This window comes from Pseudomonas sp. NMS19W (assembly GCF_051554255.1).
GTDB classification, from domain to species: Bacteria; Pseudomonadota; Gammaproteobacteria; order Pseudomonadales; family Pseudomonadaceae; genus Aquipseudomonas; species Aquipseudomonas kribbensis.
Genome location: NZ_CP136718.1, coordinates 5,998,832 through 6,018,150, shown reverse-complemented (window position 1 = coordinate 6,018,150; position 19,319 = coordinate 5,998,832). Strand labels below are relative to the sequence as shown.

Annotated in this window: 18 protein-coding genes, 1 other RNA gene and 2 pseudogenes; 14 read left to right on the top strand and 7 right to left on the bottom strand. The window is 62.2% G+C overall.

Annotated features, from left to right (window positions below; translation table 11 throughout):
- Positions 1 to 163: 163 nt before the first annotated feature.
- Positions 164 to 796 (top strand): flagellar basal body-associated protein FliL, encoded by a 633-nt coding sequence (locus R1A29_RS27670; protein WP_438300099.1) that lies wholly within the window; start codon positions 164 to 166, stop codon positions 794 to 796.
- 176 nt (positions 797 to 972) lie between these two features.
- Positions 973 to 1,578 carry an energy transducer TonB gene (locus R1A29_RS27665; RefSeq protein ID WP_438300098.1) on the top strand — a complete coding sequence of 202 codons (606 nt, stop codon included), beginning with the start codon at positions 973 to 975 and terminating at the stop codon, positions 1,576 to 1,578.
- Positions 1,579 to 1,631: 53 nt separating this feature from the next.
- On the opposite strand, the pseudogene R1A29_RS27660 reads toward R1A29_RS27665, so the two are convergent.
- A pseudogene (locus R1A29_RS27660) lies at positions 1,632 to 2,608 on the bottom strand (NADPH:quinone oxidoreductase family protein).
- A gap of 150 nt (positions 2,609 to 2,758) precedes the next feature.
- Between R1A29_RS27660 and R1A29_RS27655 the strand changes: the two are divergent.
- Entirely contained in the window at positions 2,759 to 3,166 is a 408-nt protein-coding gene (locus R1A29_RS27655; protein WP_065259922.1) for a flagellar basal body-associated protein FliL, read from the top strand.
- Positions 3,167 to 3,211: 45 nt separating this feature from the next.
- Here the strand turns inward: R1A29_RS27655 and R1A29_RS27650 are convergent, their stop codons facing one another.
- Entirely contained in the window at positions 3,212 to 3,661 is a 450-nt protein-coding gene (locus R1A29_RS27650) for an EVE domain-containing protein (RefSeq protein ID WP_114886223.1), read from the bottom strand.
- Between the two features lie 197 nt (positions 3,662 to 3,858).
- Between R1A29_RS27650 and R1A29_RS27645 the strand changes: the two genes are divergently transcribed.
- A complete protein-coding gene (locus R1A29_RS27645; protein ID WP_007911192.1) occupies positions 3,859 to 4,014 on the top strand; it encodes a hypothetical protein in 156 nt (51 codons plus the stop codon).
- Positions 4,015 to 4,051: 37 nt separating this feature from the next.
- Here the strand turns inward: R1A29_RS27645 and R1A29_RS27640 are convergent, their stop codons facing one another.
- The 4 genes and pseudogenes from R1A29_RS27640 to R1A29_RS27625 all read right to left on the bottom strand — a co-directional run bounded on the left by R1A29_RS27640 (position 4,052) and on the right by R1A29_RS27625 (position 5,469).
- Positions 4,052 to 4,657 carry a 5-formyltetrahydrofolate cyclo-ligase gene (locus R1A29_RS27640; RefSeq protein ID WP_134828460.1) on the bottom strand — a complete coding sequence of 202 codons (606 nt, stop codon included), beginning with the start codon at positions 4,655 to 4,657 and terminating at the stop codon, positions 4,052 to 4,054.
- 80 nt (positions 4,658 to 4,737) lie between these two features.
- A non-coding RNA gene (gene ssrS / locus R1A29_RS27635) (6S RNA) lies at positions 4,738 to 4,916 on the bottom strand.
- Between the two features lie 30 nt (positions 4,917 to 4,946).
- A complete protein-coding gene (locus R1A29_RS27630) occupies positions 4,947 to 5,264 on the bottom strand; it encodes a cell division protein ZapA (RefSeq protein ID WP_007967943.1) in 318 nt (105 codons plus the stop codon).
- Positions 5,261 to 5,469 (bottom strand): annotated as a pseudogene (locus tag R1A29_RS27625) (TIGR02449 family protein). The gene R1A29_RS27630 and the pseudogene R1A29_RS27625 overlap by 4 nt, the downstream one beginning before the upstream one ends.
- A 125-nt stretch (positions 5,470 to 5,594) precedes the next feature.
- On the opposite strand from R1A29_RS27625, the gene R1A29_RS27620 reads away from it, so the two are divergent.
- The 9 genes from R1A29_RS27620 (at position 5,595) to gcvH (ending at position 15,051) form a co-directional block, all read left to right on the top strand.
- Entirely contained in the window at positions 5,595 to 6,155 is a 561-nt protein-coding gene (locus R1A29_RS27620) for a YecA/YgfB family protein (protein ID WP_192552532.1), read from the top strand.
- Between the two features lie 27 nt (positions 6,156 to 6,182).
- The gene (gene pepP, locus R1A29_RS27615; protein WP_085708971.1) at positions 6,183 to 7,517 is read left to right on the top strand and encodes a Xaa-Pro aminopeptidase; all 1,335 of its coding nucleotides are present in this window, start codon (positions 6,183 to 6,185) and stop codon (positions 7,515 to 7,517) included.
- Positions 7,514 to 8,701, top strand: a complete 1,188-nt coding sequence (gene ubiH, locus R1A29_RS27610) for a 2-octaprenyl-6-methoxyphenyl hydroxylase (RefSeq protein ID WP_114886219.1) — start codon at positions 7,514 to 7,516, stop codon at positions 8,699 to 8,701. Before pepP ends, ubiH begins: the two co-directional genes overlap by 4 nt.
- Positions 8,694 to 9,179, top strand: a complete 486-nt coding sequence (locus R1A29_RS27605) for a DUF4442 domain-containing protein (protein WP_438300097.1) — start codon at positions 8,694 to 8,696, stop codon at positions 9,177 to 9,179. The genes ubiH and R1A29_RS27605 overlap by 8 nt, the downstream gene beginning before the upstream one ends.
- A gap of 9 nt (positions 9,180 to 9,188) precedes the next feature.
- Positions 9,189 to 10,406 (top strand): 2-octaprenyl-3-methyl-6-methoxy-1,4-benzoquinol hydroxylase, encoded by a 1,218-nt coding sequence (locus R1A29_RS27600; RefSeq protein WP_438302094.1) that lies wholly within the window; start codon positions 9,189 to 9,191, stop codon positions 10,404 to 10,406.
- A 107-nt stretch (positions 10,407 to 10,513) separates the two neighbouring features.
- Entirely contained in the window at positions 10,514 to 11,518 is a 1,005-nt protein-coding gene (locus R1A29_RS27595) for an extracellular solute-binding protein (protein WP_438300096.1), read from the top strand.
- A 245-nt stretch (positions 11,519 to 11,763) separates the two neighbouring features.
- Positions 11,764 to 13,380: an ABC transporter permease gene (locus R1A29_RS27590; protein WP_438300095.1), complete on the top strand. Its 1,617-nt coding sequence runs from the start codon at positions 11,764 to 11,766 to the stop codon at positions 13,378 to 13,380.
- Positions 13,381 to 13,536: 156 nt separating this feature from the next.
- Positions 13,537 to 14,619: a glycine cleavage system aminomethyltransferase GcvT gene (gene gcvT / locus R1A29_RS27585; protein WP_438300094.1), complete on the top strand. Its 1,083-nt coding sequence runs from the start codon at positions 13,537 to 13,539 to the stop codon at positions 14,617 to 14,619.
- A gap of 48 nt (positions 14,620 to 14,667) precedes the next feature.
- The gene (gcvH, locus tag R1A29_RS27580; protein WP_085708978.1) at positions 14,668 to 15,051 is read left to right on the top strand and encodes a glycine cleavage system protein GcvH; all 384 of its coding nucleotides are present in this window, start codon (positions 14,668 to 14,670) and stop codon (positions 15,049 to 15,051) included.
- A 72-nt stretch (positions 15,052 to 15,123) separates the two neighbouring features.
- On the opposite strand, the gene R1A29_RS27575 is transcribed toward gcvH, so the two are convergent.
- Positions 15,124 to 16,266 (bottom strand): DegT/DnrJ/EryC1/StrS family aminotransferase, encoded by a 1,143-nt coding sequence (locus tag R1A29_RS27575; protein ID WP_438300093.1) that lies wholly within the window; start codon positions 16,264 to 16,266, stop codon positions 15,124 to 15,126.
- A 156-nt stretch (positions 16,267 to 16,422) separates the two neighbouring features.
- Here R1A29_RS27575 and gcvP point away from each other — a divergent pair, with 156 nt between their 5' ends.
- A complete protein-coding gene (gene gcvP, locus R1A29_RS27570; RefSeq protein WP_438300092.1) occupies positions 16,423 to 19,296 on the top strand; it encodes an aminomethyl-transferring glycine dehydrogenase in 2,874 nt (957 codons plus the stop codon).
- Positions 19,297 to 19,319 lie beyond the last annotated feature (23 nt).

Here is a 19,319-nt window from a genome sequence, read left to right as displayed (position 1 = left end):
ATAGCACCGGTTCGCATCGGCAAAACAGCGGAAAATGTTGGAAGTCGCACGTTCTTTTACGAACCTGTCGCTCTGCTGTAAGAACAGGGCGTTTTCACCACTTATGAACATGGGCTGGCATAGACTCGCGATCCGTCGATCGACTGATCAGCAGAGATGAATGATGGCTTTGAAGGTTCGCATGCTCATGCGCCGATTATTGGCGGCGGCGGTTATTGCCGCTGCGGTGCTGGGATTGATTTACGCCGATCACCCGGCCCAGTCCGGGTTGCGCAATGCCACGGTGCTGATCATCCGCCATGCGGAAAAGCCGACTGAAGGCTCGGTGCTCAATGCCCGGGGCGAAGAGCGGGCCCGCGCCTATGCCGACTACTTCAATCCATTGAAGCTCGATGGCCAGACGCTGACCCCGGAACGGCTGATTGCCGCCGGCGACACTCCCGAGAGCTCCCGCTCACGTTTGACCCTGACGCCGCTGGCCGAGCGCCTGAACCTGTCTATCGAGCAGCCCTACATCAACGGCGACGTGCATGAACTGGTCAAGCTGTTGCGCAAGAGCAATCAGGCGCCAGTGATCCTGATCGCCTGGCACCACGGGCGCATCAACAAGCTGATCAGTGCGTTCGGTGGCGACAGCACGGCCCTGATGGGTCAGAAAAAATGGCCGGACGAGGTGTACGACTGGATGCTCGTGCTGCGCTTCGACGACAAGGGCCGGATTATCAAGGCTGATAGCCGGAAGGTTTTGGAGCACCTGTTGCCGGGCGATGAGGTGGACGCAAGCCAAGGGAAATAGTCCGTCGGAAAAGTTACTGGTGGATGATCCCTTCACGCTTGCACCCAATTTCCCTTCGAAGCTTGGGCAATTTCCTGCATAGAATGCAGAAGCCGCGCTATTCAGCTGAAAATCATTGCTCCGTAACCTTTGTGATGCTGCCGAGAAGGCGCGTCAGTGCAGAAGGTGCGGGAATGATGCAATGGATCATGGCTGTCGTTTTGTTGGTAATTTTCCCCGCTCAGGCGGGAGAAGTATTTTTGATTCCGGATAACACCCCTAAGCCGGTTTACCCACTTGCGTTATCGAGAGCGGGAATTACCGGTGACGTAAAGGTCCGCTTCATTGCCAATGCAGATGGTTCGGTGAGCGAAATCAGCATTCTGCAAAGTGATCATCCGGATCTGGCGCAAGCGGCCAGGGACGCGATAGCGCAGTGGAGGTTCAAGCCGTGGACGGTTGACGGCAGCAAGCCTGCCACACAGGAGATTGTGGCCCCCATGGTCTTTCTCCTCGAGGCGCCGGAAGGTGCTCTCCAATGGGTTCAGCAGCTGAAATGCCGAGAATTCAACGAGCTGCTCAATCGAATGCCCGAATATTCATGGGTCGACTCTGCGCCGTTTCACTATCTCCGAGACCATTTGTCGAGCGCTCTCTTCAAGCCGCAGCTGGCGGAAGATGAAAGACTTGCGCTGATTGCCAGGCTGAACCGAAGCGTGGAGGGCGTAGTCTGGCGTTGTCGACAGTGGCCGGTGAGCAGGTTCACGAGGTTTTTGCCGGAGGATGTCCGCAAGTTGCTTTAATGTCCGGCGGAATGAACGGCGATCCAGACATGGCGTCCGAATCGCCGGTTGAGTCAGCGTACCTGCACGACTACCTTGCCCACAGCCTTGCGCTGCCCAAGATCATTGATCGCCTGTGCCGCCTCACTCAGCGGATAGACCTGCGACACCAGCGGCTTCAGCTTGCCCTCGGCGAACCAGGCGAACAGTTGCTGGAAGTTCGCCGCGTTGTCCTGTGGCTGGCGTTGGGCGAAGGAGCCCCAGAACACGCCGAGCACGGCCGCGCCCTTGAGCAGGGCGAGGTTGACCGGCAGTTCGGGGATGCGTCCGCTGGCGAAACCGACCACCAGCAGGCGGCCGTTCCAGGCGATGGCGCGGATGGCCTGGTCGAACAGGTCGCCGCCGACCGGGTCGTAGATCACGTCGGCGCCCTGGCCGTCGGTCAGGCGCTTGATTTCGTCCTTGAGGCTGGTTTCGCTGTAGTTGATCAATTCATCTGCACCGGCAGCTTTGGCCACGGCGAGTTTCTCGGCGCTGCTGGCGGCGGCAATCACCCGGGCGCCCATGGCTTTGCCGATCTCCACGGCGGCCAGGCCAACGCCGCCGGAGGCACCGAGCACTAACAAGGTTTCCCCGGTTGCAGGTTGCCGCGTTGTTTGAGCGCGTGCATCGACGTGCCGTAGGTCATGCTGAACGCGGCGGCAGTGTTGAAATCCATCGACGGCGGGATCGGCAGCACGTTATAACCCGGCACGGCGACCTGCTCGGCGAAGCTGCCCCAGCCGGTCAGGGCCATGACCCGGTCACCAATCTTGAGGTGACTGATCTTTTCGCCGACTTCGCGGACCACGCCAGCCGCTTCACCACCCGGTGAGAACGGGAAGGGCGGCTTGAACTGGTACTTGCCCTCGATGATCAGCGTGTCCGGGAAGTTGACCCCGGCGGCGTGCACGTCCAGCAGGATTTCATTCTTCTTCGCGACAGGACTGGCGACGTCTTCCAGCACCAGCGATTCGGCAGGGCCGAAGGCTTTGCACAGCACGGCTTTCATCAGGGCTATTCCTTTGGGAGTGATGGCCGATAAGTGTAGGTGTGGCAGTCAACGGGTCAACGAGCATGCCCGGCCCTGATAGTCCGCCATAAGCTTGTGCTTGCGCGGCGGGTCGTTATGCTAGGCCGCAAACCGGATAAGGAGCGAATTGTGAAAGCGTGGATCATGTTGTTGCTGGCCCTGTCTCTGCCTGTGGCAGCGCTGGCCGAAGAAGCCAAAGAAGGCGAGGCGCCGAAGGTCAACTACATCACCCTGAGTCCGCCGTTCGTGGGCAACTACGGGTTGGACGGCACGCCGAAGCTCAAGGTCTACAAGGCCGACGTGGCGTTGCGGGTGACCGGCGACGAGGCGACCAAACTGGTCAAGGCCAACGAGCCGCTGATCCGCAATCAGCTGGTGGCGCTGTTCACTCAGCAGACCACCGACGCGATGGGCAGCATCGAAGGCAAGGAGAAGCTGCGTCAGGAAGCCTTGAAGCAGACCCAGCAAGTGATGAATGACGAGACCGGCAAGCCGGTGGTCGAGGATCTGTTGTTCAACAACCTCATCATTCAGTAAGGCTTGATCCGCAGGAGTCGGATTCCGGCTCCTGCGAAGGCGCTGTCAACGCAGCGCGATAACCGCCGCCCACTGCTCGGCCGTCACCGGCATCACCGACAGCCGCGAGCCCTTCTGCACCAGTGGCATCTCGGCCAGCGCGGTCTGCTGCTTCAGATAATCCAGCTTCAACACTCGGGCAAACGTCTCGACATGGGCGACATCGATCGCGCTCCAGGCGTTTTTCTCCGGCGTGGCTTTCGGATCGAAGTAGTGGCTCTCCGGTTCCAGTGCGGTGGGATCCGGGTACGCGGCTTCAATAATCTTGCCAATCCCGGCGATCCCCGGCTCCGGGCAGCTGGAGTGATAGAAAAAGAACTCATCCCCCACCGCCATGGCCCGCAGGAAGTTGCGCGCCTGGTAGTTGCGCACCCCGTCCCAGCGCGCCTTGCCGAGTTTTTCCAGACCCTTGATCGAGAGTTCGTCGGGCTCGGATTTCATCAGCCAGTAGGCCATGGTGGTTGCTCCTGAAACGGTCATTGGGCAGGTTGTCGGGCAATTTTATGACAAACCGACAGTCGGTTGACGCCAGCATTTGCGCAGAGGTTCACGTTGTCGCAAAATGCCGGCCTTTAAAGCTTGACGCTGCTGCACGGCCTACGAATGGAAACCGCTGCTGTCATCGTGATGATGTGCCTTGAGGGGGGCAATCGATGAAACGCAAACCGGATTTGCTGTGGACTTTGGTGATTTTGTTCGGCCTTGGCGTCGTGACCACCGGTTATGCGCAAAGTCTGTGGGCCAACAAGGCCGATGCTCCGATTGAAGTGGCGCAACAAGTACAGCAGTCGACAGCGTTCAAACGCTGATCCCGTCTTCCCGACGCCGCTGATTCCCTCGCGGCGTCTATCCTGCGAAATACCACGCCTTGTCGGTCACCGTTCCCTGCAACGGTACATCCCAGCTGGCCTGCGCCAGTCGTTCGACTTTCTGACATTCATGGGCCAGTCCCAGCAGCGTCGGCTTGCGCCAGTTCTGGCGGCGAGCCAGGTACGCGAGGCTGCGGTCGTAGAATCCGCCGCCCATCCCCAGGCGTCCGCCGACATCGTCAAACCCTACCAATGGCAACAACACCAGATCCAGTGCCCAGATCTTGCGCTGACGGGCGACATTGACCCGAGGTTCGAGAATACGGAAACGGTTGGGCCGCAGCTTTTCGCCGGGGCGGATCTGTTGAAAGACCATTTTGGTCCGCGGCCAGGCACTCAATACCGGCAGGTAGGTTTTCTTGCCGCGGCGCTGGGCGGCACGCAGCAACAGGCGCGGGTCGATCTCGCCGTCGGTGGGCAGGTACAGGGAAATGTGTTTCGCCCGGCGAAAGTGCGGGTCTTGCGCGAGTTGTTTGTACAGACCTTCGGCGGCCGCGCGTTGCTGACTTGGCGTCAGGGAGCGGCGGGCCTTGCGCAGCAGGCGGCGCAGTTGGGGGCGGGGCAGCAGCGCGGGTTCGGTCATGGTCGGCTTCGGCAGGGTGGGGACGAAAACGTACGCATAAAAAATCCGATGCCGGCATGCACCGGCATCGGATTCGAATCAGGCTCCCCGGATGAGCCGCTGTCGACTTAGCCCTTGAACCCGAGAGTTCAAGGTGGAGGATGCAGTAGGCTTTAAGGCTTTCCGTCTGGCGGACATGCACACCAGCCCAACGTGCAACCCCCAGGGTAGTGCAAATCGGCTCAGGGACATCGTCAACTGGCAAGCACCCCAGGGAGTGCGGCGAGTATACCTCAAGCGGCCTGGCGAATCAGCCCTTGCTGATGTCCGGATCGTCGGCCAGCACCAGATCGACACGATCGAGCAAGTCACGCACCTGTTCACGGGTCGAGCCGCTGGCCTGGATGTCCGGGCGCTCTTCTTTGTGCAAGAGATCGTGGGTGATGTTCAGCGCGGCCATCACGGCGATGCGGTCGGCGCCGATGACTTTGCCGCTGCTGCGGATCTCGCGCATCTTGCCGTCCAGGTAACGCGCGGCACTGACCAGATTGCTGCGTTCTTCCTGGGGACAGATGATCGAATATTCTTTGTCGAGGATCTGCACGGTAACGCTATTGCTTGAACTCATGAGTCTTGCTCCAGGGCCTTGAGGCGCGAAATCATCGACTCGACCTTACGCCGGGCGATTTCGTTTTTTCAATGAGGTGCGCGCGTTCCTCGCGCCAGGTCTTTTCCTGAGCTAGTAAGAGTGCGTTTTGACTCTTTAGTTGCTCGACCCGAGTAATCAGCAGTTCGAGTCTGGCCATCAGCGCTTGCAGGTCGGTGTCTTCCATTGTGTCCACTGATTCGGTCTGATGGGTTTGGCTGGGGGACAGCCTTTAATGGTCTTGGCGAGTCTGTCGATGTAGGATACAAGGCCTTCATTCTAGACATAGCGCCGTCTGGCGCCTAGCTGCCCATGCCCATTCAGAATTCCCCGTACCAAGCCTTCGCCACCCTGCTGACTGCCAGCGGTCACAACGTCTCGCCTGCCGAACTGCATGGCCTGCTGCTCGGCCGCAGCTGCGCCGGTGCCGGCTTCAATGCCGAAGAATGGCTGATCGATGCCGCAGAGCTGCTCGAAAGCGAGCCGCAGGACAACGTTCGCAACGCGCTCATCGGCCTGCAGGAAATGGTCAAGGGCGAGCTCACCGGCGACGACGTGACCGTCGTGCTGCTGTTGCCGACCGATGACGTGCCGCTGGCCGATCGCGCTGCCGCACTGGGCCAGTGGTGCCAGGGCTTCCTTACCGGTTTCGGCCTGAACTGCCGCGACAGCAGCATGCTGAGCACCGAGGCCACCGAGGTGTTGCAGGATCTGGCAGCGATCTCCCAGGTGCAAGATGCCCTGGAAGAATCCGAAGACGGCGAAAGCGACTACATGGAAGTCATGGAGTACCTGCGTGTAGCGCCGCTGCTGCTGTTCTCCGAAACCAAGAAAGCCGACGTGCCGCCAGCCGCCAAGCCGTCGCTGCACTGATCGCGTGCCAGGGAAAGCCATCTGCCCATGATCCATATCCCAAAAGCGGAATACGCCCGTCGCCGCAAGGCACTCATGGCGCAGATGGAACCCAACAGCATCGCCATCCTGCCCGCCGCTGCGGTTGCCATTCGCAACCGTGACGTCGAGCACGTCTACCGCCAGGACAGCGACTTCCAGTACCTGAGCGGTTTCCCCGAGCCGCAGGCGGTCATCGTCCTGATGCCCGGTCGCGAACACGGCGAATACGTGCTGTTCTGCCGTGAACGCAATGCCGAACGGGAACTATGGGACGGCCTGCGTGCCGGCCAGGAAGGCGCGATTCGCGACTTTGGCGCCGACGACGCGTTCCCCATCACCGATATCGACGACATCCTGCCGGGCCTGATCGAAGGTCGCGACCGGGTGTATTCGGCCATGGGCAGCAACCCGGAATTCGACCGTCACCTGATGGACTGGATCAACGTGATCCGCTCCAAGGCGCACCTCGGCGCCCAGCCGCCGAACGAATTCGTTGCCCTGGATCACCTGCTGCACGACATGCGCCTGTATAAATCGGCGGCAGAAGTGAAGGTGATGCGCGAAGCGGCGCGGATTTCCGCTCAGGCCCATATCCGGGCGATGCAGGCCAGCCGTGCCGGCCTCTACGAATACAGCCTCGAAGCCGAGCTGGATTACGAGTTCCGCAAGGGCGGGGCGAAGATGCCGGCCTACGGTTCGATCGTCGCTGCCGGGCGCAACAGCTGCATCCTGCATTACCAGCAGAATGACGCGTTGCTCAAGGATGGTGATCTGGTGCTGATCGACGCCGGTTGCGAAATCGACTGCTACGCCAGCGACATCACGCGGACGTGGCCGGTCAACGGCAAGTTTTCCGCCGAGCAGAAAGCGATCTACGAATTGGTGTTGGCCTCCCAGGAAGCCGCGTTCGCCGAAATCGCCCCGAACAAGCACTGGAACCAGGCGCACGAAGCGACGGTTCGGGTGATCACCGCCGGGCTGGTGCAGCTGGGGTTGTTGCAGGGCGAGGTGGACGAGTTGATTGCCTCCGAGGCCTACAAGGCGTTTTACATGCACCGCGCCGGCCACTGGCTGGGAATGGATGTACATGACGTCGGCGAGTACAAGGTCGGTGGCGAATGGCGAGTGCTGGAAGTCGGCATGGCGCTGACCGTGGAGCCGGGCATCTACATCGCCCCGGACAATCAGAACGTAGCGAAGAAATGGCGCGGCATTGGCGTGCGCATCGAGGACGACGTGGTAGTGACCAAGAGCGGTTGTGAAATCCTGACGGGTGGCGTACCGAAAACAGTCGCCGAGATCGAAGCCCTGATGGCGCAAGCACGGACTTGCGCGGCATGAGTCGGGTCAATCTGGCAATCATCGGTGGCGGCCTGGTCGGCGCCAGTCTGGCGCTGGCGTTGCAGGCCGGGGCCAAGGCCCGGGGCTGGAAGATCGTGCTGATCGAACCGTTCGCCCCCGGCGACAGCTGGCAGCCGAGCTACGACGCACGTTCATCGGCGCTGTCCTTTGGCTCGCGGCAGATCTATCAGCGGCTGGGCGTGTGGCAGGAAATCTCCCGTCGCGCCGAGCCGATCAAGCAGATTCATGTGTCCGACCGTGGACGTTTTTCCACCGCCCGACTGTCGGCGATGGAAGAGGGCGTCCCGGCGCTCGGCTATGTCGTGGAAAACGCCTGGCTCGGCCACAGCCTGTGGCAACACCTCGACAAAGACGTGATCAGTTGGCGCTGCCCGGCGGAAGTCACCCGCATGGAGCCGCTGCCGGACGGTTATCGCCTGACCCTCAACGATGAGACCACGGTCGAATGCGATCTGGCGGTGCTCGCCGATGGCGGCCGTTCCGGTCTTCGTGAGCAACTGGGCATCAACGTGCGCAAGCGCCCGTACAACCAGAGCGCGCTGATCGCCAACATCACCCCGAGCGAAGCGCACAACGGCATGGCTTTCGAGCGCTTCACCGACGAAGGCCCGATGGCGCTGCTGCCGCTGCCGGAAAACCGCTGCGCGCTGGTCTGGACCCGTCTGGGCATGGACGCGCAACGTCTGGCGGAGCTGAGTGATCGTGATTTCCTCAGCGAGCTGCAAGGTGTGTTCGGCTATCGCCTCGGCACGTTGAAGCAGGTCGGCGCGCGGCATCTGTACCCGCTGTCGCTGGTAGAGGCCGAAGAGCAGGTGCGTTCGCATCTGGCCGTCCTCGGCAACGCCGCCCACAGCCTGCACCCGATTGCCGGGCAGGGTTTCAACCTGTCCCTGCGCGATGCCGATGCCTTGGCCGCCGCGCTGCTGGCCAGTGACAAGCCGCTGGGGGATTTCGCCACGCTGCAGGCCTATCGCGAGCGCCAGCGCCTCGATCAGGACCTCACCGTGGGCTTCTCCGATCAGGTGACGCGCCTGTTCGGCAGCACTCAGCCGCTGGTGTCGCTGGGGCGCAACATCGGCCTGCTCGGCCTCGATCTGCTGCCGCCGGCCAAACGCTGGTTCGCCCGTCAGGCCATGGGGCTGGGGACGCGGCCGGATGCGTGAGTGGCTGATCAAACAGTTTGGCAAGGCGCGGCTGATGCGCTGGATCATGACGTTCTACCCGCCGTACTTCGGCGCCGGTGTCCGGGTGAAGCACATCAGCGATGACTTTCGTGACATTCGGGTCTCGATGGGCCTGGGCTGGTACAACCGCAATTACGTCGGCACCCAGTTCGGCGGCAGTCTGTATTCGATGGTCGATCCGTTCTTCATGTTGATGCTCATGGAGAACCTCGGGTCGAAGTACATCGTCTGGGACAAGGCTGCCGACATTGATTTCATTGCGCCGGGCAAAGGCCCGGTGTTCGCCCGGTTCAACATCGACGACACCCTGCTCGACGAAATCCGTCGGCAGACCGCCAGTGGCGAGAAATACCTGCCGCAGTTGCAGGTCGACATTCATGACGGCGCCGGCAACCTGGTGGCGCGGGTCGGTAAAACCCTTTATGTGCGGCTCAAGCCGCAAGCGAGACAGGCTTAAAGCATGGAAATGCGCGCGGATGTGCTGATTGTCGGAGCCGGAATGGTCGGCAGCGCCCTGGCGCTGGCGTTGCAGGACAGCGGGCTGGAAGTCCTGCTGCTCGACGGCAGCCCGCTGAGCGTCAAACCCTTCAATGGCGATGCGCCGTTCGAGCCGCGAGTCAGTGCGCTGTCGGCAGCTAGCCAGCGGATCCTCGAGCGCCTCGGCGTGTGGGACGGCATCGTCAATCGACGCAGCAGCCCGTACACCGACATGCACGTCTGGGACGGCAGCGGCACTGGGCAGATCCATTTCTCGGCCAGCAGCGTGCACGCCGAAGTGCTCGGCCACATTGTCGAGAACCGCGTGGTGCAGGATGCGTTGCTCGACCGTCTGCACGATTGCGATCTCGGCCTGCTGGCCAATGCGCGTCTGGAGCAGATGCGTCGCTCCGGTGACGACTGGCTGCTGACCCTGGCCGACGGTCGCACCCTGCGCGCGCCGCTGGTGATCGCGGCAGATGGCGCCAATTCCGCCGTGCGTCGTCTGACCGGCGTCGCCACTCGCGAGTGGGATTATCTGCATCACGCCATCGTCACCAGCGTGCGCAGCAGCAAACCGCACCGCATGACCGCGTGGCAGCGCTTCACCGATCACGGGCCGCTGGCGTTTCTGCCGCTGGAGCGTGACGGTCAGCAGGACTGGTGCTCGATCGTCTGGTCGACCACGCCGAGCGAAGCCGAACGGCTGATGGCGCTGGATGAAGCGGATTTCTGCCGCGAGCTGGAGCGCGCCTTTGAAGGTTGCCTCGGCGACGTCATCAGCGCCGACCCGCGTCTGTGCGTGCCGCTGCGTCAGCGTCACGCCAAGCGCTACGTGGCCGAAGGGCTGGCGCTGATCGGCGATGCGGCGCATACCATCCACCCGTTGGCGGGGCAGGGCGTGAACCTTGGCTTCCTCGATGCCGCTGTATTGGCCGAAGTGCTGCTGCAAGCCAACGAACGCGGCGAACGCCTGGCGGACGTGAAAGTGCTGAGCCGCTACGAGCGCCGGCGCATGCCGCACAACCTGGCGCTGATGGCGGCGATGGAAGGCTTCGAACGGTTGTTCCAGGCCGATCCGCTGCCGCTGCGCTGGTTGCGCAACACCGGGCTGAAAATCGTCGAGCAGATGCCTGAGGCCAAAGCGCTGTTCGTACGCGAAGCATTGGGGCTGACCGGGGACTTGCCGGCGCTTGCCAAGGTCTGAAGACCGTCGTGCAACATCTGGTAACTCCTTGGGAAAGTGATCGATTGAGCTGGTAAATGTGAGTCCTTATCATTTGGGCCACTTTTCCCGACCGAGAGATCACTCCCATGTTGGCATCCAAGCGTCTTCTGACCGCACTGGCCCTGACCCTGATCGGCAGCACCGCCGCCCAGGCCGCCGACGAGGTGGTGGTCTACTCGTCGCGCATCGATGAACTGATCAAACCGGTGTTCGATGCCTACACCGCCAAGACCGGGGTGAAGATCAAGTTCATCACCGACAAGGAAGCGCCGCTGATGCAGCGGATCAAGGCCGAAGGCGAGAACGCCACCGCCGACCTGCTGCTGACCGTCGATGCCGGCAACCTCTGGCAGGCCGAGCAGATGGGCATTCTCCAGCCGTTCACCTCGAAAACCATCGACGCCAACATTCCCCTGCAATACCGCTCGTCCAGCCACGCCTGGACCGGCCTGAGCCTGCGCGCGCGGACCATCGCCTATTCCACCGAGCGCGTGAAACCGGGCGAACTGACCACCTACGAAGCGCTGGCCGACAAGAACTGGGAAGGTCGCCTGTGCCTGCGCACGGCGAAGAAGGTCTACAACCAGTCGCTGACCGCCACCATGATCGAAGTCCACGGCGCCGAGAAAACCGAGAAGATCCTCAAGGGCTGGGTCAACAACCTGTCCACCGACGTGTTCTCCGACGACGTCGCGGTGCTCGAAGCGATCAACGCCGGCCAGTGCGACGTCGGCATCGTCAACACCTACTACTACGGCCGCCTGCACAAGCAGAAGCCGGAGCTGCCGGTGAAACTGTTCTGGCCGAACCAGGCGGATCGCGGTGTGCACGTCAACCTGTCGGGCATCGGTTTGACCAAACATGCACCTCATCCGGAAGCGGCCAAGGCACTGGTGGAGTGGATGACCACGCCTGAGGCGCAAAAGATCTTCGCTGACGTGAATCAGGAGTTCCCGGCGAATCCGGCGGTGAAGCCTTCGGAAGAAGTGGCGGCGTGGGGGCAGTTTGTGGCCGATACGCTGCCGGTTGAAGTGGCGGGCAAGCGACAGGCTGAAGCGATCCGGATGATGGATCGTGCGGGTTGGAACTGAGTTCTTCGTGAAAGCATTGCTTGTCATGATACCGCTGCCCTCACCCCAGCCCTCTCCCGGGGGAGAGGGAGCCGATCTCTATGGCGTTCAAAACCGGAGTTCAACTCGATATCCCACGTCGGCGTATGACGTCCAGGCAACACGGTCAGTCCCCTCTCCCTCCGGGAGAGGGTTAGGGTGAGGGCAGCAATCCCCACTTGAAATACCCAGCCCAACAACACCACAACTCCCTCAGAGACCCCAAAGTGGCCCACCCCGCCCAACGCCGCTGGTACCCCATCGTCTTCGCCATCGCCGCATTGGTGCTGCTCCCCCTCAGCGTCCTCCTGCTGTCGTGGCAGACCATCGACCAGCAGATCTGGTCGCACCTGTGGGAAACCCAGATGCCACGCCTGCTGGGCAACACCCTGACGCTGGTCGTCGGCGTCGGCATCGGCGTGACCCTGTTGGGTGTAAGCCTCGCCTGGCTCACCAGCCTCTGCGAGTTCCCCGGCCGACGCTGGCTCGACTGGGCACTGATGCTGCCGTTCGCGATCCCGGCGTACGTGCTGGCGTTCGTGTTCGTCGGCCTGCTGGACTTCGCCGGTCCCGTGCAAAGCCTGCTGCGCGAATGGTTCGGCACCGGCCTGCGTCTGCCGCGCGTGCGCTCCACCGGTGGCGTGATTCTGGTGTTGGTGCTGGTGTTCTACCCCTACGTTTACTTGCTGGCGCGCACCGCGTTTCTCGCCCAAGGCAAAGGCCTGATGGAAGCGGCGCGGGTGCTCGGCCAGTCGCCGTGGCAAGCGTTCTGGCGGGTGGCATTGCCGATGGCGCGGCCGGCCATCGGCGCTGGCGTAGCGCTGGCGTTGATGGAAACCCTGGCGGATTTCGGCGCAGTGTCGGTGTTCAACTTCGATACCTTCACCACCGCGATCTACAAGACCTGGTATGGCTTCTTCAGCCTGTCGAGCGCCGCGCAACTGGCGAGCCTGTTGCTGCTGGTGGTGATGCTGGTGCTGTACGGCGAACGCCGCGCCCGCGGTGCCAATCGGGCGAGCAACGAGCGGCCGCGGGTCAAGGCGCTGTATCACCTGCGCGGGCCCAAGGCGTGGGCGGCGACCGGCTGGTGCGGTCTGGTGTTTGCCTGTGCGTTTGTCATTCCGGTGCTGCAACTGCTGGTGTGGTTCTGGCAGCGCGGGCGTTTCGATCTGGATGAGCGCTACGCCGGGCTGATTCTGCACACCCTGTATCTGGGCGGCATGGCGGCGTTGATCACGGTCAGTGTGGCGATGTTGCTGGCATTCGCCCGACGTCTGGCGCCGACCCCGGCGATCCGTTCAGGCGTCAGTCTGGCCAACCTCGGCTACGCGCTGCCGGGCTCGGTGCTGGCGGTGTCGATCATGCTGGCGTTCAGTTATCTGGATCGTGAACTGGTGATTCCGCTCTCAGGCTGGCTCGGCGGTGCGGGCAAACCGTTGCTGCTGGGCAGTCTGGCGGCGTTGCTGATGGCTTATCTGGTGCGCTTCGTGGCGGTGGCCTACGGGCCGCTGGAAAGCAGTCTGGCGCGTATACGGCCCTCTTTGCCTGAAGCGGCACGTAGCCTGGGTGTCAGTGGGCCGCGACTGTTTTTCAAAGTGTATCTGCCGTTGCTGCTGCCCGGCACCCTCAGCGCCGCGTTGCTGGTGTTCGTCGATGTGCTCAAGGAAATGCCCGCCACCCTGCTGATGCGCCCGTTTGGCTGGGACACGCTGGCCGTGCGCATCTTCGAGATGACCAGTGAAGGCGAATGGGCGAGGGCGTCGTTGCCGGCGCTGACCCTTGTTCTGGTCGGGTTGTTGCCGGTCATCGGACTTATTCGCCGCTCGGCGCATCGAAACACTTAGTAGTGAGTCATGAATCATGCGGCTACAATGCGCGGCATTCGGTGCGGTCCGTCTGACAGACCCTGTCGCTGAAATCGGCTGAAAGCCTTCTTCCACGGGGCTTTCAAACCGTGCAGCAGCGCTCCGCACCTTCGCCACGCCCGGAAGGAGAAACCCATGGGACAGCGTACGCCTCTGTATGACCTGCATCTCGCCCTCGGCGCGAAGATGGTCGATTTTGGCGGTTGGGACATGCCACTGCATTACGGCTCGCAGGTCGAGGAGCACCACGAGGTGCGTCGCGATTGCGGGGTGTTCGATGTATCCCACATGACCGTGATCGATGTCGCCGGCCACCAGGCCAAGGCCTGGCTTCAGCATTTGCTGGCCAACGACGTCGAACGCCTGCACAGCCCCGGCCGTGCGTTGTACAGCACCATGCTCAACGAGCGCGGTGGCATCGTCGACGACATGATCGTCTATCGCCTCGAGGACAGTTACCGACTGGTGGTCAACGCCTCGACCCGCGATCAGGACCTGGCCTGGATGCAGGCGAATCTCACCGGCTACGACGTGCAGCTGCAAGAGCGCACGGATCTGGCGATGCTTGCCATTCAAGGCCCCCATGCCCGGCACAAGATTGCCGAACTGGTAACCCAGTCCCGCGCCAATCTGATCCAGATGCTCAAGCCTTTCGAAGGTCAGGTCGACGGCGACTGGTTCATTGCGCGCACCGGTTACACCGGCGAGGACGGGCTGGAAATTGCCCTGCCGGCCGATCAGGCCCCCGGTTTCTTTAACGATCTGGTGGGCGCCGGCATTTCTCCCATTGGCCTCGGCGCTCGCGACACCTTGCGGGTGGAAGCGGGGATGAACCTCTACGGTCAGGACATCCATCAGGACGTTTCGCCGCTGGCCTCGAACATGGCCTGGAGCATCGCCTGGGAGCCGGCCACGCGCCGCTTCATCGGTCGCGATGCGCTGGAAGCGGAAAAAGCCGCCGGCGTGCAGCACAAACTGGTGGGTCTGGTGCTCGAGGAGCGCGGGGTTTTGCGTGCGCATCAGGTGGTTCGTATCGCTGATGTTGGCGAAGGAGAGATCACCAGTGGTAGTTTCTCTCCTACGCTTAGCAAGTCGATTGCCCTGGCGCGTGTACCGATGGCGACTGCCGACCGCGCCGAAGTGGAAATCCGTGGCAAGTGGTATCCGGTACGAGTGGTCAAACCGACCTTCGTCCGTCACGGCAAAACCTTGATCTAACCTTTTCCGGCGGGCACGACCGCTGACAATTTCTTGAGGACACCGAGCATGAGCAATATCCCCGCCGACCTGCGTTTTGCCGAAAGTCATGAATGGGCGCGCCTGGAAGCCGACGGCACCGTCACCGTGGGCATCAGCGATCACGCACAGCAAGCGCTGGGCGATGTGGTGTTTGTCGAACTGACTGAAGTCGGCAAGGTGTTTGCTGCCGGTGATGCGGCGGGTGTTGTCGAGTCGGTGAAGGCCGCTTCCGACATCTATTCCCCGGTCGGCGGTGAAGTGATTGCGGTCAACGAAGAGCTGGCGGATTCGCCGGAGCTGCTGAACGAAGAACCGTACAGCTCGTGGATCTTCAAGCTCAAGCCAAGCGACAAGTCCGAGCTGGACAAGCTGCTCGACGCCGCTGCCTACAAGCAGTCCATCGGCGAATAAGTTTCACGCAACACCGCAAAGCCCCGATCCGTCGGGGCTTTTTTGTGGGCGCAGATTTTTATCGGGGACGGATCAGGCGTGGTCCAGCACCGCTTTGACCGCCGCCACCGAGCGCTCGACATCGTCTTTGGTCATGGTCGTGAACATCGGCAACGACACGATCAACCGGCCCACGCGCTCGGCCACCGGCAACATGCCTTCCTTGAAACCGCGCTCGCGGTACAGGCTCAGCAAATGGATCGGCGGATAGTGGTAACCGATGCCGATCCCCAGCGCCTGAATCTGCTCCATGAACGTGGCCCGCGCCGGCAAGCCGTCCTTGCGCTCCGGCAGCACCAGCTGGAACAAGTGCCAGTTGCTGTTGGTGAAGTCGGCGGGCGGCAGTTGCGCGCCGTACGTGGCTTCGAAGTCGTCGCCGAAACATTTGAAGTAGTGGCGAGCCAGTTCCTGACGATGAGCAGTGAGGGCTTCGATGTGGGCGAACTGGCCAAGACCAATAGTCGCTGCGACGTCGGTCATGTTGAACTTGCCGCCCAGCACATCGACGTCCAGGCCGTCGAAACCGGTGCGGGTGACGCCCTGCAGGCGATATTTCTCCGCCAGACGCGCTTCCTCGGGCGTGTTCAGCACCAGGCAGCCACCCTCGGAGCAGGTCACGTTCTTGTTGGCCTGGAAGCTGAACGACACGAAGTCGCCGGTGGCGCCGATGCGCTGGCCGTTCCAGCTCGAACCCAGGGCCTGGGCGGCGTCTTCGATGATGCGCAGGTTGTGCTTTTTGGCGATGGCGTACAGGCGCTCCATGTCCACCGGCAACCCGGCGAGGTAGACCGGAATGACGGCTTTGGTGCGCGCCGTGATGGCCGCTTCCAGTTTATCCAGGTCGATGTTGCGGGTGATCGGGTCGATGTCGGCGAACACCGGCGTGGCGCCCACTTCAAGAATCACGTTGGCCGTGGCCACCCAGGAGATCGGCGTGGTGATCACTTCGTCACCCGGTCCGATGCCGGCGATGCGCAGGGCAATCTCCATGGTGCAGGTGCCGGAGTTGAAGGTACGTACCGGACGCCCGCCGAAATACTCCGACAGTTGCGCTTCGAAGGCCTGGACCTTCGGCCCGCTGGTGATCCAGCCGGAACGCAGGACATCGCCGACGGCGGCGATGGTGGCTTCGTCGATGACAGGTTTGGAAAACGGCAGAAACGGCAGTTGGCTCATGAGGATTCGATCATCCAAGGGTTGGGCGCGTGTTGCAGGTGCCACAGCATGCCCCGTTCGACCACCCGCCGCCAAGCCGTCCGCGACGGTATCGACTGCTATGCTGGTTTGACCGTGTTGCATTGACGCCGAGCGCCAGCCAAGAGAGAGCCCGTCATGTCCCAGTTGCCATCCTTGAGCCAGTTACGCGACCCCCATGCCTTCCTGCGCCGCCACCTCGGCCCCGATGCCGCCGAGCAGCAGGCCATGCTCGACAGTCTGGGCCTGGGCAGCCGGATCGAACTGATCCAGCAGACCGTCCCGCCCGCCATCCGCCTCAACCGTGAACTGGACCTGCCGCCCGCGCTGGACGAGCAGGCCGCGCTGGCGAAACTGCGCGGGTACGCCGAACAGAATCAGGTCTGGACCAGCCTGATCGGCATGGGTTACCACGGCACCCTCACGCCGACGGTCATTTTGCGCAATGTGCTGGAAAATCCTGGCTGGTACACCGCGTACACGCCCTACCAACCGGAAATCGCCCAAGGTCGGCTCGAGGCGTTGCTCAACTTCCAGCAACTGACCATCGACCTCACCGGACTGGAGCTGGCCAACGCTTCGCTGCTCGATGAGGCCACTGCGGCCGCCGAGGCCATGGCGCTGGCCAAGCGTGTGGCGAAGTCGAAGAGCAATCTGTTTTTCGTCGATGAAAACTGTCACCCGCAAACCATTTCCGTGGTGCAGACCCGCGCCGAAGGTTTCGGCTTCGAGCTGATCGTTGACGCTGTGGATAACTTGAAGCAGCACCAGGTATTCGGTGCGCTGTTGCAATACCCCGACACCCACGGCGAGGTCCGCGACCTGCGTCCGTTGATCGATCACCTGCATGCGCAACAGGCACTGGCCTGTGTCGCGGCCGATCTGCTGAGTCTGTTGTTGCTGACCCCGCCGGGGGAACTGGGCGCCGATGTGGTGTTCGGCTCGTCCCAGCGTTTTGGTGTGCCGATGGGGTACGGCGGGCCGCATGCGGCGTTTTTCGCCAGTCGCGAGGAATACAAACGGGCGATTCCCGGGCGCATCATCGGTGTCTCGAAAGACGCGCGGGGCAACGTTGCGCTGCGCATGGCCCTGCAGACCCGCGAGCAGCATATTCGCCGGGAGAAGGCCAATTCGAACATCTGCACCGCTCAAGTGCTGCTGGCCAACATCGCCAGTTGCTACGCGGTGTACCACGGGCCGGAAGGCCTGAAACGGATTGCCCAGCGAGTCCATCGGCTGACCTGCATCCTCGCTGTCGGCCTTGAGCGGCATGGCATCAAACGCATCAACAAGCAGTTTTTCGACACGCTGACTCTGGACGTCGGTGGCGCGCAGACCGCGATCATCGAAAGTGCTCAGGCGGCACAGATCAACCTGCGCATTCTCGGTCGCGGCCACCTGGGCCTGAGCCTCGATGAAACCTGTGACGAGAGCACCGTCGGCAAACTGTTCGATGTGCTTTTGGGTGTCGATCATGGGCTCAACGTCGAAGAACTCGACGCCGAAGCGTTGGTTTCCGGGATTCCTGACCACCTGCAACGCAGCTCGCCTTACCTGCGCCACCCGGTGTTCAACGCCCATCACAGCGAAACCGAGATGCTGCGCTACCTCAAACAATTGGAGAACAAGGATCTGGCGCTCAACCAGTCGATGATCCCGCTCGGCTCCTGCACCATGAAACTCAACGCCACCAGCGAGATGATCCCGATCACCTGGCCGCAATTCGCCAACCTGCACCCGTTCGTGCCCCGGGAGCAGGCCGTCGGTTACACGCTGATGATCGATGAGCTGGAACGCTGGTTGTGCGCGATCACCGGGTTCGACGCCATCTGCATGCAGCCCAACTCTGGGGCCCAGGGCGAATACGCCGGGTTGCTGGCGATCCGCAAATACCACGAAAGTCGCCAGCAGCGCGGGCGTGACATTTGCCTGATTCCGTCATCGGCCCACGGCACCAATCCTGCCTCGGCGCAAATGGCCGGGATGCGCGTGGTGATCGTCGAGTGCGACGAGGCGGGCAACGTCGATCTGGATGACCTGAAATCCAAGGCATCCGAGGCCGGGGACAAGCTCTCATGCCTGATGGCGACTTATCCGTCGACCCACGGTGTGTACGAGGAGGGCATCAGCGAAATCTGCGAAGTTATCCACAAGCACGGCGGCCAGGTGTACATGGACGGTGCCAACCTCAATGCCCAGGTCGGACTGGCGCGGCCGGCGGACATCGGCGCCGACGTCTCGCACATGAACCTGCACAAGACCTTCTGCATTCCCCACGGCGGAGGCGGGCCGGGCATGGGCCCGATCGGCATTCGCGCGCATCTGGCACCGTTCGTCGCCAATCACCCGGTGGTGCCGATCGACGGCCCAGAGCCGCAGAACGGTGCGGTGAGCGCGGCACCCTGGGGCAGTGCGAGCATTTTGCCGATCAGCTGGATGTACATCGCGATGATGGGGCCGCAACTGGCGGACGCCAGCGAAGTGGCGATCCTTGCGGCGAATTACCTGGCGCAGCACCTGTCCGGCGCCTTTCCGGTGCTCTACACCGGGCGCAATGATCGGGTGGCCCATGAGTGCATTCTGGATCTGCGGCCGCTGAAAGCGCAGACCGGCATCAGCGAGGAAGACATCGCCAAGCGCCTGATGGATTACGGCTTCCATGCGCCGACCATGTCGTTCCCGGTGCCGGGGACGTTGATGGTCGAGCCGACCGAGAGTGAATCCAAGGCTGAACTGGATCGCTTTATCGGCGCCATGTTGAGCATTCGTGCGGAAATCACCGAGGTGCAGAACGGCAACTGGCCGGCCGAGGACAATCCGCTCAAACGGGCGCCGCATACGCTGGCCGATGTCATCGGCGTCTGGGAGCGGCCCTACAGCATCGAGCAGGGCATCACGCCGGATGCGCACACCAAGGCGCACAAGTACTGGCCTGCGGTGAACCGGGTGGACAACGTCTATGGCGACCGCAATCTGTTCTGCGCGTGTGTGCCGGTAGACGATTACCGCTGATCGGCGGGCAAAAAAATGCCGCT

Bases quoted from the DNA above. Each gene is read 5' to 3' on its own strand.
- R1A29_RS27670 (WP_438300099.1), top strand. From the start codon at position 164: ATGGCTTTGAAGGTTCGCATGCTCATGCGCCGATTATTGGCGGCGGCG.
- R1A29_RS27665 (WP_438300098.1), top strand. From the start codon at position 973: ATGCAATGGATCATGGCTGTCGTTTTGTTGGTAATTTTCCCCGCTCAG.
- R1A29_RS27650 (WP_114886223.1), bottom strand. From the start codon at position 3,661: ATGGCCTACTGGCTGATGAAATCCGAGCCCGACGAACTCTCGATCAAG.
- R1A29_RS27645 (WP_007911192.1), top strand. From the start codon at position 3,859: ATGAAACGCAAACCGGATTTGCTGTGGACTTTGGTGATTTTGTTCGGC.
- R1A29_RS27640 (WP_134828460.1), bottom strand. From the start codon at position 4,657: ATGACCGAACCCGCGCTGCTGCCCCGCCCCCAACTGCGCCGCCTGCTG.
- R1A29_RS27630 (WP_007967943.1), bottom strand. From the start codon at position 5,264: ATGAGTTCAAGCAATAGCGTTACCGTGCAGATCCTCGACAAAGAATAT.
- R1A29_RS27620 (WP_192552532.1), top strand. From the start codon at position 5,595: ATGCCCATTCAGAATTCCCCGTACCAAGCCTTCGCCACCCTGCTGACT.
- pepP (WP_085708971.1), top strand. From the start codon at position 6,183: ATGATCCATATCCCAAAAGCGGAATACGCCCGTCGCCGCAAGGCACTC.
- ubiH (WP_114886219.1), top strand. From the start codon at position 7,514: ATGAGTCGGGTCAATCTGGCAATCATCGGTGGCGGCCTGGTCGGCGCC.
- R1A29_RS27605 (WP_438300097.1), top strand. From the start codon at position 8,694: ATGCGTGAGTGGCTGATCAAACAGTTTGGCAAGGCGCGGCTGATGCGC.
- R1A29_RS27600 (WP_438302094.1), top strand. From the start codon at position 9,189: ATGCGCGCGGATGTGCTGATTGTCGGAGCCGGAATGGTCGGCAGCGCC.
- R1A29_RS27595 (WP_438300096.1), top strand. From the start codon at position 10,514: ATGTTGGCATCCAAGCGTCTTCTGACCGCACTGGCCCTGACCCTGATC.
- gcvT (WP_438300094.1), top strand. From the start codon at position 13,537: ATGGGACAGCGTACGCCTCTGTATGACCTGCATCTCGCCCTCGGCGCG.
- gcvH (WP_085708978.1), top strand. From the start codon at position 14,668: ATGAGCAATATCCCCGCCGACCTGCGTTTTGCCGAAAGTCATGAATGG.
- R1A29_RS27575 (WP_438300093.1), bottom strand. From the start codon at position 16,266: ATGAGCCAACTGCCGTTTCTGCCGTTTTCCAAACCTGTCATCGACGAA.
- gcvP (WP_438300092.1), top strand. From the start codon at position 16,423: ATGTCCCAGTTGCCATCCTTGAGCCAGTTACGCGACCCCCATGCCTTC.